The sequence below is a fragment of the Rhodococcus sp. NPDC055112 genome (assembly GCF_053607505.1).
Genome location: NZ_JBSGTR010000097.1, coordinates 1 through 11,323, shown reverse-complemented (window position 1 = coordinate 11,323; position 11,323 = coordinate 1). Strand labels below are relative to the sequence as shown.

The following is an 11,323-nucleotide window of genomic DNA, read 5'->3' as shown; positions in this document are numbered from 1 at the left end:
GCCTCGTTCGTGTCCGGCGGCCTTGCACCTGACGCGACGTGAGGTCCTAGCGTGGCGGCATGAGCGCAGACCAGAACGACGAGATGCTGACGGAACGGGACGTGATCGCCGCGGCGACGCGGCTGCCAGGGGTGGTCGTGGTGACCGCCGACGAGGCGAGCGGTGCGCCCCAGGCCGCCTGGGGTGACTCGTATTTTCACCTCGACCCGGACCGGAAGTTCCCGTTCGCGACGATCGTCACCCGGGACGTGCCCGGCTGGGACACCTACTCGGCGCTGGACCGCGAGGGTGCGTTCCGCGTCAACTTCGGCGTCGGTCGGGCCGGGTTCGAGGACCTGCTCGGGTACCCGCCCGCGGCGCACGCCGAGCGCGCGGACGGGATCGACTTCACCGTCGGCGACCGGCTGCTGCCGCACCCGACGTACGCCGCGCAGTCCTGGGTGTCGATCGTGTGTCCCACGCGGACGAGCCTCAAGCTGGTGCTGGACCTGCTCGGCCGGGCCCACGCGCACGCCGCGCGCCGCCACCGGACCGGGTGACGGTGGGCGATGATCGAAGGATGGACGACGGGTACACGGTCGGGGACCTCGCGCGGCTGTCCGGCGTCTCGGTGCGGACCCTGCACCACTACGACGCCATCGGGCTGCTGATGCCGCACGCGCGCAGCGCCGCCAACCACCGGCGGTACACGGACGTCGACGTCGCGCGGCTGCGGCAAATCCTGTTCTACCGGGAACTCGAGTTCGGCCTCGAGGAGATCGCGGAGATCCTGTCCGACCCCGCGGTGCGGCCGGGCGCCCACCTGCGCCGACAGCACCGGCTGCTGCGCGAGCGCCGGGCCCGCATCGACGGCCTGCTCGACGCCGTCGAACGCGAGCTGCGGGCGCGCGGCTCGGGCATCGCGCTGACCGCAGCCGAGCAGCTCGAGATCTTCGACACCGACCGCTTCGGTGCCGCGCTCGCGGAGGCCGAGGAGCAGTGGGGTGTGGACGGCCACACGGCGGCCTACACGAAGGAGGACTGGGCGGCGATCAAGGCTGAGGCCGACGCCGACATCGCGGCCTTCGCGGCGGCGTTGGCCGCGGGCGAGCCCGCCGACGGCGAGGTCGCGATGCGGGCCGCCGAGGACCACCGGACGCACCTGGCGCGCTGGTTCTTCCCGTGCAGCCACCGGCAGCACCGAAAGGTGGCCGCGCACTACGTGTCCGACCCCGCGACCGTCGCACAGTGGGACGAGGTGGCGCCGGGCTTCGCGCGGTACGTGCACGACGCGATCGTGGCGAACGCGGACCGTGCCGGTTCGTGACGGCCCGGCTCAGGTGGAGCGGGATTCCTTCTCGGCGACGAGTAGGTACGCGGCCATCAGCCGCTTCAGCTCGTCGACGGCGTCGGCGTGGCTCTGACCGTCCTGGACCGAGAAGTTGAGCATCGAGTAGACGACGTGGACGAGGACCTCGGCCATCATCGTGCGGCGATCGCGTTCGGTGCGTGGGGTCAGCGGGGCGAGCATCCGGGAGATCTGCTCGGCGAGCTGTTTCTCCTGGATCTTCCCGGTGGCCCTGGTCGAAGGGGTGGACTGCATCGCCAGCCACACCTCGCGCCGCGACGGGTCGGAGGTCCACAGCTTCGCCAGGTGATCGACGAAGTTGTTCAGGAACCGCAGCCAGTCGAGCGAGGGCACCTCGCCGTTGAACTCCTCGAGTTCGTCGCGCACCGACGTGAAGTCCTGCCGGTTCAGTTCGCACACGATCACGTACTTGTTGGCGAAGAACTGATAGAGCGTGCCGATGGGGACGTCGGCCCTGGACGCAACCTCCTCGCAGGTGAACGACTCGAACCCGACATCGGTGAGCAGGTCCCGCGAGGAGGCGAGCAGGGCGTCGAACTTGCGGCGGCTGCGCTCCTGGGTCGGCCGCTTGCGGGGGAGCAGTTCCTCCAGCGCGGCTGGGTCGGCGCCAGCCTCCAGGGCCGGGTCCGCGCGGCGCGAGGTTCGGCTGCTGGTCATGGACTCCACCTGTCCAGGTTATCCGTCTTTGTGGCCGGATCCGATGAACCCCGGGTTCTGGGTGTTTCCCGGGGTATCGGATACCTGGGGAGCTACCGGGCGACCCGGTTGCGGTACAGCACGTTGGCCCAGACGAACCCGACCACCGCGATCGCCGCGCACCAGGCCACCGCGAGCCAGGCGCTGTTGCCGATCGGGGTGCCCATCAGCAGGCCGCGGACCGTCTCGATGATCGGGGTGATCGGTTGGTTCTCGGCGAACCAGCGCAGCCAGGACGGCATCGTCTCGGCAGGCACGAAGGCGCTGCTGACGTACGGCAGGAACATGATCACGAAGGTGAACCCGCCCGCCGCCTCCGGGTTCTTGGCCAGCAGTCCGAGGGCAGTCGACAGGTACGACAAGGCGAAGACGAAGGCCGCGATCATCCCGATCACGCCGAGCCACTTCATCGGATCGCTGGTCGGGCGGAAGCCCATCAGCAGCGCGACCGCGATGACGATCGCCCCGGTGAGCAGGTTGCGGACCACGCTGGCGAGCACGTGCCCGGTCAGGAACGACGACTGCGCGATGGGCAGCGTGCGGAACCGGTCGATGATGCCCTCGGTCATGTCGGACGAGACTCCGACCGCGGTGGTCGAGGCGCCGAACGCCGCGCACAGCAGGATGATTCCGGGCACCACGTAGTTGATGTACGCGGTGCCGGTGTCGATCGCGCCGCCGAAGACGTACACGAACAGCAGCATCAGCATGATCGGCAGCGCGACCGCCATGATCATCGAGTCCGGGCTGCGCAGCAGGTGTTTGAGGCTTCGGCGCAGCATCGCCAGCGAGTCGGCGGCGACGGCGGGGCGGGGCAAGGTCGGTGTGCTCATCGGGCTGCTGCTTTCGTGGTCGGGGCGTCGGCGTCGCGGGGCGAGCCGGTGAGGGCGAAGAAGACGTCGTCGAGGTCGGGCGTGTGCAGTGCGAACTTCTCGACCGAGATGTCGTCGTCGATGCGGTCGAGCAGGGCCCGCAGGGACGCGATGCTGCCGTCGGTCGGCACCTCGACGGTGAGGGTCTCGGGCCGCGCGACGGACCCGGGCAAGGCGCCGGCGGCCCGGTCCAGTTGGGCGGGATCGGTGAGCTGCAGCTCCATGTGGCCGCCGTGGACGAGCCGCTTGAGTTCGTCGGCGGTGCCCTCGGCCACGATCCGGCCGCCGTCGATCACGGCGATCCGGTCGGCGAGCTCGTCGGCCTCGTCGAGGTACTGCGTGGTGAGGAAGATCGTCACGCCGCTCGCCACCAGCTCGCGGATGACGGTCCACATGTCGCGGCGACTGCGCGGGTCGAGTCCGGTGGTCGGTTCGTCGAGGAACACCACCTTCGGGTTCGCCACCAGGCTCATCGCCAGGTCGAGGCGCCGCCGCATGCCGCCCGAGTAGGTCTCGGACCGACGGTCCGCGACGTCCGCGAGGGCGAAGCGGTCAAGGAGTTCGGCGGCGCGGCGCCGCGACTCGCGCCTGCCGAGGTGATTGAGCTCGCCGATGAGCGCGAGGTTCTCCCGGCCCGTGAGCAGCTTGTCGACCGCCGCGTACTGACCCGTGACGCTGATGCTGCTGCGGACCGCCTGCGCGGATCCGGGTAGATCGTGGCCGGCCACGGTGACGGTGCCGGAGTCGAAGGGCAAGAGGGTGGACAGGATCCGGACGGTGGTGGTCTTGCCCGCGCCGTTGGCACCGAGCAGGGCGAACACCCCGCCCTCGGGCACGAACAGGTCGAGTCCGTCGAGCACGGTGTGGTCGCCGTAGGACTTGGTGAGCCCGGCGACGGAGATCGCGCCGGAGGAGTCGGGTCTGGTCATGGGATCTACCCTTTCGCGAAACTGTGTATGTCATATACCTTGGTGTAGACCATACACAGTTTTAGGATTGGCGCAAGAGTTCGAGGACAGGAGCACAGAGCGGATGGAAACCAGTGGCGGCCCGGAGCTTCCGCGGAAGATCAAGCTCGCGTGGGGGCTGGCCGAACCGGGCAGCCGGGGACCGCGCCGCGGACTGAGTCTCGAGCAGATACTCGATGCGGCAATCGAACTCGCGGACAGCGAGGGGGTGGCCGCGCTGTCCATGAGCCGGGTTGCCAAGGCGCTCGGGTTCACCACCATGTCGCTGTATCGGTACGTCGAGAGCAAGGACGAGCTGATCGAGCTGATCTCGGACCGGGCTCTCGGTCCGCCGCCCGAGTTCGCTCAGGGGCTGGGTTGGCGGGAGGGCCTGCAACAGTGGGCGATCGCCGAGCGTGAGGGCGTGCTGCGGCACCCGTGGTGGCTGCAGCTGCCGATCGTCGCGCCGCCGACGGGTCCGAACAACATGCGTTGGCTCGACGCGGGATTGGCGCGCCTGAGCGAGACTCCACTCCCGGAGGCGCTCAGGGTCAAGGTGGTGCTGAACACCTCGCTCTACGTCGTCGGCCGGGCCCGGTTCTCCAACGACATCGCCGTCGCGGCCGCGGCCGAGGACGGTGAGTACGCCTCGATCCTGCCCGCGCTGCTCGATCCGGACCGGTTCCCGCACCTGCTCCGGGCGGTGTCGGAAGGCGCTTTCGAGGACGACCCCCGGGACGAGGACCTCGGGTGGGCGGATGCGGATTTCCGGTTCGCCCTCGACCTGCTGCTCGACGGCATCGAGAAGTTGGTCGACGCGCATCGCTGAGCGGCCGGTGCTCGGGCGTCGTTTGCGGGCGCGCACCCCTCATCCGAACCGGGTGAATTCGCCTCCTGGAAGCGCGTGATCCGCTGCAAATCCGTTGCGCTGGGGGAATAGTGCATGGGGAAGCCCGCGGTCGCGTCGGTGACCCGGTCCGACGTCGATTGGTGGGAACCGATGAGCGTTGACACAGAGGGTCCGGCGGACAGCGCCGCGACGCCGAGGCGACTCCCCGTCGCACCCCGGCAGCAGTACATCACCTGGATCGCGCTGGCGATGATGACCACGAGTTCGGTCGCCAGCCTGCGCTCCGCGCCGTCGATGGCGATATACGGCCTCGCGTGCGTGTTCCTCTACATCGTTCCGGCGATCGTGTTCCTGCTGCCGACCTCGCTGGTGGCGGCCGAGCTCGCCTCGGGCTGGTCCGGCGGGGTCTACCGCTGGGTGGGTGAGGGCATCTCCGACAAGGCGGGCTTCCTCGCGGTCTGGTGCCAGTTCGCGATGACGATCTTCTATTACCCGACGTTGTTGGCCTACGTGGCCAGCACGTTCGCCTACGTGATCAATCCGGCGTTGGCCTCGAACGGGCTATACACCGCGATCATCATCGTCACCCTGTTCTGGACCGGGGTCTTCGTCTCCTCGAGAGGGATGAAGGCCGTGGCCGGACTCTCCAGTGCCGGACTCGTTCTCGGCACCCTGATCCCGGGCGTGCTGCTGATCGTCATGGGTGTGGTGTTCCTCGGGCAGGGCAACCCCTCCGCGGCGCCGATGGAGTTCAGTGCGCTGCTCCCCGCGTGGACCGGGATCGCGAGCCTGGTGCTCATCGTCAACAACTTCCTGTCCTACTCGGGGATGGAGATGAACGCCGTCCACGTCTCCAGCCTGCGCAAGCCGGCCACGGAGTTCCCGCGCGCGATGTTCGTCGCGATGGGCCTGGTGCTCGCCATCTTCATCCTGCCCGCCGTCGCGATCAGCTGGGTGGTGCCCGCCGAGAAGCTCTCGCTCACCGCGGGCGTGATGCAGGCCTTCGACATCTTCTTCGCGCACTTCGGATTCGGATGGGCGACACCGATTCTGGCGTTGATGCTGATCGCGGCATCGCTCGGCGGGATGCTGACCTGGCTGGCCGGTCCCTCCAAGGGGCTGCTCATGATCGGCAGGCAGGACGGGTTCCTGCCACCGATCCTGCAGCGGTTGAACAAGCACGGGGTCCAGCAGAACATCCTCGTCGCACAGGGCGTGGTGACCACCCTCATCGCGCTGTTGTACGCCTTCATCCCTGAGGTCTCCAGCGCCTACTGGATCCTGTCGGTGATCACCACCCAGGTCTACCTCGTGGTGTACCTGCTGATGTTCGTCGCGGCGATGCGGCTGCGCAAGAACCGGCCCGACCAGCCGCGGGGCTACCGCGCACCCGCGCTGTTCCTGCTCTGCTGGGTCGGCATCGTCTCGAGCCTCGCGGCGTTCTGCATCGGGTTCGTGCCGCCCTCGCAGTTCGGCGGCGGCAGCGTCTTCGTCTACATCCTCATCGTCGGTGGCGGGTTCGGGATCGTCGGGATCGGGGTCCCGCTCCTGATCCTCGCCCTGCGCAAACCCTCATGGAAACAGGATGTCTCGGCCGACCCGCTGGCGAAGGAGGCGTGATGACCACTCCGGAGAAGGGCGAGGTCAACGTGGCCGCCGTCGACGATCTGCACAAGCGGCCGGAGAACACGCACTGGATCCTCTACCTGGCGGCCTTCGCGGTGTTCGTCGGGCTGGCGGCCTGGGGTCTGGTCACCTTCAACGAGAACAAGCGCTCCACAGAGGCGGACGCCAAGGCCACCGAGCTCGCCCAGCGGTTCGAGTCGGCAGGCCTTGGCGCCCTCGACGTCGAGGCGACCGCGCGGGTGCTGGGATCGGACGGCGGTGCCGCGTGCACCGACCCGGGCAACGCGCTCAAGACCGGTGTGCTCAATCAGCAACTCGTCAGCGGCGCCGCCGGGCCCGGCCAGCGCCCCATCCTCGCGACCCACGACGCGGTGGCGGGGGCGCGATTGGTGATCGAGGTCTACTGCCCGGACCAGTCGGCCGAGTTCGAGGAAACCCTGAACGATCTGAAACTTGTCGACGGCAGCTAGCGGCAGCCGTCGGTGACCGTCAAGGAGGTGGCAATGCCGGATGAGATTCGCTCCAAGGTGAGGGACCTGATGCCAACGGCGCGCACGGAGCTCGCCACGCTGGTGGGCTTCAAGTCGGTGGCCGATCCCCGTCAGTTCCCGCCGCAGGGGTGCACGGACGCGGCGAACTGGGTGCGGGACGCGTTCGTCGCGGCCGGGATCGGTCATGTCGAGCTGATCGAGACCCCGGACGGCTCGAATGCCGTCGTCGGGCATCAGCCGGGGCCTGAGGGCGCTCCGACGGTGCTTCTCTACTGTCACTACGACGTTCAGCCGCCGGGCAACGAGAAGCTCTGGCACACCCCGCCGTTCGAGCTCACCGAACGCGACGGGCGCTGGTACGGGCGCGGTGCGGCGGACTGCAAGGGCAACATCGTGATGCACCTGCTCGCGTTGCGCGCACTGGGCACGCCGTTCCCCGTCGGCATCCGGGTGGTGGCCGAGGGCTCCGAGGAGATGGGCACCGGCGGCCTCGAGGAGTTGGTGCAGCAGCGCCCCGAACTGTTCGAGGCGAACATGATCCTGGTGGTGGACACCGGCAACGCCGAGGTCGGTGAGCCGACGGCGACGATCACCCTGCGCGGGATGGCGAACGTCGTCGTGCACGTCGAGACGATGGCGGGGGAGGTGCACTCCGGGATGTTCGGCGGGCCCGCGCCCGACGCCCTCGCCGCGCTGGTGCAGATGCTGGCCACGCTCCGCGACGAGGACGGCAACACCGTGGTCGAGGGCCTGGACTCCGGGCAGCGGTGGGACGGTGCCGAATACGCCGAGGCGCAGTTCCGCGCCGACGCCGGGGTGCTCGACGGGGTGGGCCTGCCGGGTTCGGGTTCGGTCGCGGATTCGGTGTGGGCCAGGCCGGCGCTGACGATCCTCGGGATGGACTGCCCGCCGGTCGTGGGGTCGGCCGCCGCGATCCAGCCGAGGGCGTCGGCGCGACTGAACCTCCGGGTTCCGCCTGGGATGGACCCGCAGAAGGCGCAGGATGCGCTGATCGCGCACCTGGAGGCCGCCGCGCCGTGGGGTGCGCGGGTGACGGTCGAACCGGAGCAGATCGGATCGCCGTTCCGCGCCAGCACGGACGGGCCCGGCTACGCGGCCCTCGCCGACGCCATGGCCGAGGCCTTCGGGAAGCCGCTCGGCACCGTGGGGCAGGGCGGCTCCATCCCGCTGTGCAACGTCTTCGCGACCATGATCCCCGGTGCGGAGATCGTGATGCTCGGGGTCGAGGAGCCGCGCTGCCTCATCCATGCCCCCAACGAGAGCGTCGACCCGTCCGAGATCGAGAACCTCGCGGTCGCGGAGGCGCTGTTCCTCGGACGGTTCGCCGCTACCCGCTGAATCGCTGGGTCGGGATCAGACGGACAGGTCGCGGCGCAGCTTGGCGACGTGACCGGTGGCCCGGACGTTGTACTGGGCAACCTCGATCTTGCCCTGCTCGTCGACCAGGAAAGTGGAGCGGATAACACCCTGCACGGTCTTGCCGTACATGGTCTTCTCGCCGAACGCGCCCCAGGCCTTGAGCGTCTCGCGCTCCGGATCCGAGAGCAACGGGAAGGTGAGCTCCTCGTTGTCGCGGAACTTGGCCAGCTTCGCGGGCTTGTCGGGGGAGATGCCGACGACGTCCAGGCCCGCACCGTTCAGCTCGGCCAGGTTGTCCCGGAAATCGCAGGCCTGCTTGGTGCAGCCGGGGGTGCTGGCCGCCGGGTAGAAGTACACGATCACCTTGCGTCCGCGGTAGTCGGCGAGCGAGACCTCCTTGCCGTCGGCGTCGGGAAGGGTGAAGCCGGGCGCGGTGTCCCCGGCGGCGAGTCTGATGTTCTCGGTCACGCCGACCAGGTTACTGGCAGTCGCGGCCGTGACACCGGACCTCGGCGGTTCCTCCCTGCGCCGACGCGCACCGCAGCGGTACGGTCATGACCAAGCAAGATCGACGATGAGAGAAAGTGGGATCCACGTGCCCAGGGACACCGAGAGCATCGAGCGCGACATCGAGCAGGCGCGCAACCAGCTCGCGAGCACGCTCGACGAACTGAGCGTCCGCACCAACCCGAAGCGACTGGTCGAGAACGCCAAGGCCGGCCTGGTCGCCAAGGTCAACGAGCCGCCGGTCAAGTTCGCCCTGATCGGCGCGGGCGCCTTGGTCGCGGTACTGGTGCTGCGCAAGATCTTCCGCTGATCGACGCGGTGTCCACCCGATTCCGCACCTTCGAGCGGACCTCGGTCGTCGAGGCGCCGCGCGAGGCCGTCTGGTCGCGGATCGTCACCCCGCAGGGCATCAACGACGAGATGATGCCGCTGCTGCGGATGGCGATGCCCAGGGGCGCGCGGGGGCTGACGGTGGACACCGTTGAGGTCGGCCGCAAGGTCGGACGATGCCGGCTGTATCTGTTCGGCATCGTCCCGTTCGACCATGACGACCTGATGCTCGCCGACCTGGAGCCGGGTCACCGGTTTCTCGAGCGCTCGACGATGGCCTCGATGCGGACGTGGGAGCACGAGCGGACCCTGACCGCCGAGGGCGCGCGACGCACCCTCGTGCGCGACCGAGTGCGTTTCGAGCCGCGCGGTCCGATCGCCGCCGTCCCCGGGCTGCCCCGGCTACTGGAGCGGGTGCTCGGCCGGTTCTTCGCGCACCGGCACCGAAAGCTGCGACGGCACTTCGCGAACTGAGGACCGCGCCCCGCGGGCCCTTCCCGGCAACGAGGCCTGCCCCACAACGACAAAGAAGGCCCCGACCGTGAGGTCGGGGCCTTCTCGTGTGCGCCCACAGGGACTCGAACCCCGGACCCAGTGATTAAGAGTCACTTGCTCTACCAACTGAGCTATAGGCGCATTGTCACTCGCTCGGGACTCGCGCCCCGCTCTCTGCGACGTGGAGAACATTAGACGAGCGATCCGAGCGAATGCAAATCAGCACCCTCTCGGCACTCGATGGGCTGGTCAGGGCCCTGTGCGGGTAACGCTTGCGGCCCGTGTGGCGATTGGAATGTGAACGTTATTGGGTCGGCAGGGACGCTGTTGGCTGGCATGGCGCCGAGCCTGGCATCATGGCAGTTCACAGCTCTGCGCCTCCGGTGTGCGCCATGTGGCGGCCGGTTGTGGATGGTGTGTTTAGTGGCTTCGAGTACATGAGGGTGGGGATCAGGGTGGCGACCATACGGGGAACGCTGAGTGCGGTGGCTCTCGCGGCGGCAGCGATGCTCGTGGCGACAGGGTGCACGGTGCAGTTCGGTGAGGATGCCGAGGCGGCGCCCGCACAGGCGGCCATCGATCTGAACCCGGTGTTCGAGTTGATCAAGCCGAAGGTGACGTCGGTCGTCGCGGACGGCGCGGTCGGGCACTCGCCCGGCGAGCCCGTCGCGGTCCGGGTAACGGACGGCAAGCTGTCGAAGGTCACGCTGCTCGACGAGTCCGGCAACCCGGTGGCAGGCGCCATCGCCCCGGACGGTCAGTCATGGGTGAACACGCAGCCGCTCACCTACAACGGCGAATACCGTCTGCAGGCCGACGCTTTCGGGCTGGGCGGCGCGAGCACGACGGTCTCGAGCTTCGCGACCAGCTCGCCGGGCAACGTCACCAAGCCGTACGTGATGCCGGGGGACGGGGACGTCGTCGGGATCGGCCAGCCCGTCGCGGTGCAGTTCGACGAGTCGATCCCGGACCGCAAGGCCGCGCAGGACGCCATCACCGTCGTCACCAACCCCCCGGTGCCGGGCGCCTTCTACTGGGTCAACGACCGCGAGGTGCGCTGGCGTCCCGAGAACTACTGGGCCCCTGGCACCGCGGTGACGGTGGACGTCAACGTCTTCGGCCGCAACCTGGGCGGCACCCTGTTCGGTCAGGCGAACGAGCACCGCGAGTTCCGGATCGGCGACTCGATGATCGCGTACGCCGACGACAACACCAAGCAGGTCACCTTCGAGCGCAACGGCCAGGTGGTCATGACGATGCCGACGTCGATGGGCAAGGACAGCTCGCCCACCGACAACGGGGTGTACATCATCGGTGACCGGTTCGCGAACCTGGTGATGGACTCGTCCACGTACGGGGTGCCGGTGAACTCCCCGCAGGGCTACAAGACGCCGGTCGACTGGGCGACCCGAATGTCCTACAGCGGCATCTTCTTCCATTCAGCGCCGTGGTCGGTCGGCCAGCAGGGATCCAGCAACACCAGCCACGGCTGCCTGAACCTCAGCCCTGCCAACGCCCGGTGGGTGTACGAGAACACCAAGCGCGGCGACCTGGCGATCGTGAAGAACACCGTGGGCGGCACGCTGTCCGGCACCGACGGCCTCGGTGACTGGAACATCCCGTGGGCGACATGGAAGGCAGGCAACGCCTGATCGTGCGGCCGTAGCGAGGGCCCCGCACCCACAACTGAACTGCTCCCCGGAAGTTGGACTGAGAAATTCAGTTCCGACTTCCGGGGAGCAGTTGTATGCGTGCACGAATTCCACTATCTGAGGATCAGC

13 protein-coding genes and 1 tRNA gene are annotated in these 11,323 nt (G+C 68.5%); 9 read left to right on the top strand and 5 right to left on the bottom strand.

The genetic code is table 11. The annotated features are described in order from the left end of the window. The first annotated feature begins 59 nt into the window (after positions 1–59). Together ACWFRB_RS25635 and ACWFRB_RS25630 are read left to right on the top strand one after the other, a co-directional pair. Positions 60–539, top strand: a complete 480-nt coding sequence (locus tag ACWFRB_RS25635) for a DUF6194 family protein (protein WP_452644034.1) — start codon at positions 60–62, stop codon at positions 537–539. A gap of 20 nt (positions 540–559) precedes the next feature. Next, positions 560–1,306, top strand: a complete 747-nt coding sequence (locus tag ACWFRB_RS25630; RefSeq protein WP_452644032.1) for a MerR family transcriptional regulator — start codon at positions 560–562, stop codon at positions 1,304–1,306. A gap of 9 nt (positions 1,307–1,315) precedes the next feature. Here the strand turns inward: ACWFRB_RS25630 and ACWFRB_RS25625 are convergent, their stop codons facing one another. The 3 genes from ACWFRB_RS25625 to ACWFRB_RS25615 form a co-directional block, all read right to left on the bottom strand. Further along, positions 1,316–2,005, bottom strand: coding sequence for a TetR family transcriptional regulator (locus ACWFRB_RS25625; protein WP_442970186.1), 690 nt, complete (start codon positions 2,003–2,005; stop codon positions 1,316–1,318). 92 nt (positions 2,006–2,097) lie between these two features. Further along, entirely contained in the window at positions 2,098–2,877 is a 780-nt protein-coding gene (locus ACWFRB_RS25620) for an ABC transporter permease (RefSeq protein ID WP_452644029.1), read from the bottom strand. Further along, positions 2,874–3,845, bottom strand: a complete 972-nt coding sequence (locus tag ACWFRB_RS25615; RefSeq protein WP_452644028.1) for an ATP-binding cassette domain-containing protein — start codon at positions 3,843–3,845, stop codon at positions 2,874–2,876. Before ACWFRB_RS25615 ends, ACWFRB_RS25620 begins: the two co-directional genes overlap by 4 nt. A 103-nt stretch (positions 3,846–3,948) precedes the next feature. Between ACWFRB_RS25615 and ACWFRB_RS25610 the strand changes: the two genes are divergently transcribed. The 4 genes from ACWFRB_RS25610 to ACWFRB_RS25595 all read left to right on the top strand — a co-directional run bounded on the left by ACWFRB_RS25610 (position 3,949) and on the right by ACWFRB_RS25595 (position 8,189). Then, a complete protein-coding gene (locus tag ACWFRB_RS25610) occupies positions 3,949–4,692 on the top strand; it encodes a TetR/AcrR family transcriptional regulator (protein ID WP_452644026.1) in 744 nt (247 codons plus the stop codon). 171 nt (positions 4,693–4,863) lie between these two features. Beyond that, a complete protein-coding gene (locus tag ACWFRB_RS25605; RefSeq protein ID WP_452644024.1) occupies positions 4,864–6,333 on the top strand; it encodes an APC family permease in 1,470 nt (489 codons plus the stop codon). Then, entirely contained in the window at positions 6,333–6,809 is a 477-nt protein-coding gene (locus tag ACWFRB_RS25600) for a hypothetical protein (RefSeq protein ID WP_452644023.1), read from the top strand. Before ACWFRB_RS25605 ends, ACWFRB_RS25600 begins: the two co-directional genes overlap by 1 nt. Positions 6,810–6,842: 33 nt before the next feature. Further along, a complete protein-coding gene (locus ACWFRB_RS25595) occupies positions 6,843–8,189 on the top strand; it encodes a M20/M25/M40 family metallo-hydrolase (RefSeq protein ID WP_452644022.1) in 1,347 nt (448 codons plus the stop codon). Between the two features lie 15 nt (positions 8,190–8,204). Here ACWFRB_RS25595 and bcp read toward each other — a convergent pair whose 3' ends face one another. Next, positions 8,205–8,678 (bottom strand): thioredoxin-dependent thiol peroxidase, encoded by a 474-nt coding sequence (gene bcp, locus ACWFRB_RS25590; protein WP_027499805.1) that lies wholly within the window; start codon positions 8,676–8,678, stop codon positions 8,205–8,207. Positions 8,679–8,805: 127 nt separating this feature from the next. Here bcp and ACWFRB_RS25585 point away from each other — a divergent pair, with 127 nt between their 5' ends. Both ACWFRB_RS25585 and ACWFRB_RS25580 read left to right on the top strand, forming a co-directional pair. Continuing rightward, on the top strand, positions 8,806–9,027 hold the full coding sequence (locus ACWFRB_RS25585; protein ID WP_136910318.1) for a DUF3618 domain-containing protein: 222 nt from the start codon (positions 8,806–8,808) through the stop codon (positions 9,025–9,027). 8 nt (positions 9,028–9,035) lie between these two features. Beyond that, positions 9,036–9,521: a hypothetical protein gene (locus ACWFRB_RS25580; protein WP_452644021.1), complete on the top strand. Its 486-nt coding sequence runs from the start codon at positions 9,036–9,038 to the stop codon at positions 9,519–9,521. 89 nt (positions 9,522–9,610) lie between these two features. On the opposite strand, the gene ACWFRB_RS25575 is transcribed toward ACWFRB_RS25580, so the two are convergent. Beyond that, positions 9,611–9,683 (bottom strand) — tRNA-Lys (locus tag ACWFRB_RS25575). 365 nt (positions 9,684–10,048) lie between these two features. Here ACWFRB_RS25575 and ACWFRB_RS25570 point away from each other — a divergent pair. Next, positions 10,049–11,194 carry a L,D-transpeptidase gene (locus ACWFRB_RS25570; protein WP_452644036.1) on the top strand — a complete coding sequence of 382 codons (1,146 nt, stop codon included), beginning with the start codon at positions 10,049–10,051 and terminating at the stop codon, positions 11,192–11,194. Positions 11,195–11,323: the final 129 nt, after the last annotated feature.

Coding starts and splice junctions, on each gene's coding strand:
- ACWFRB_RS25635 (WP_452644034.1), top strand. CDS start 60: ATGAGCGCAGACCAGAACGACGAGATGCTGACGGAACGGGACGTGATC.
- ACWFRB_RS25630 (WP_452644032.1), top strand. CDS start 560: ATGGACGACGGGTACACGGTCGGGGACCTCGCGCGGCTGTCCGGCGTC.
- ACWFRB_RS25625 (WP_442970186.1), bottom strand. CDS start 2,005: ATGACCAGCAGCCGAACCTCGCGCCGCGCGGACCCGGCCCTGGAGGCT.
- ACWFRB_RS25620 (WP_452644029.1), bottom strand. CDS start 2,877: ATGAGCACACCGACCTTGCCCCGCCCCGCCGTCGCCGCCGACTCGCTG.
- ACWFRB_RS25615 (WP_452644028.1), bottom strand. CDS start 3,845: ATGACCAGACCCGACTCCTCCGGCGCGATCTCCGTCGCCGGGCTCACC.
- ACWFRB_RS25610 (WP_452644026.1), top strand. CDS start 3,949: ATGGAAACCAGTGGCGGCCCGGAGCTTCCGCGGAAGATCAAGCTCGCG.
- ACWFRB_RS25605 (WP_452644024.1), top strand. CDS start 4,864: ATGAGCGTTGACACAGAGGGTCCGGCGGACAGCGCCGCGACGCCGAGG.
- ACWFRB_RS25600 (WP_452644023.1), top strand. CDS start 6,333: ATGACCACTCCGGAGAAGGGCGAGGTCAACGTGGCCGCCGTCGACGAT.
- ACWFRB_RS25595 (WP_452644022.1), top strand. CDS start 6,843: ATGCCGGATGAGATTCGCTCCAAGGTGAGGGACCTGATGCCAACGGCG.
- ACWFRB_RS25570 (WP_452644036.1), top strand. CDS start 10,049: ATGCTCGTGGCGACAGGGTGCACGGTGCAGTTCGGTGAGGATGCCGAG.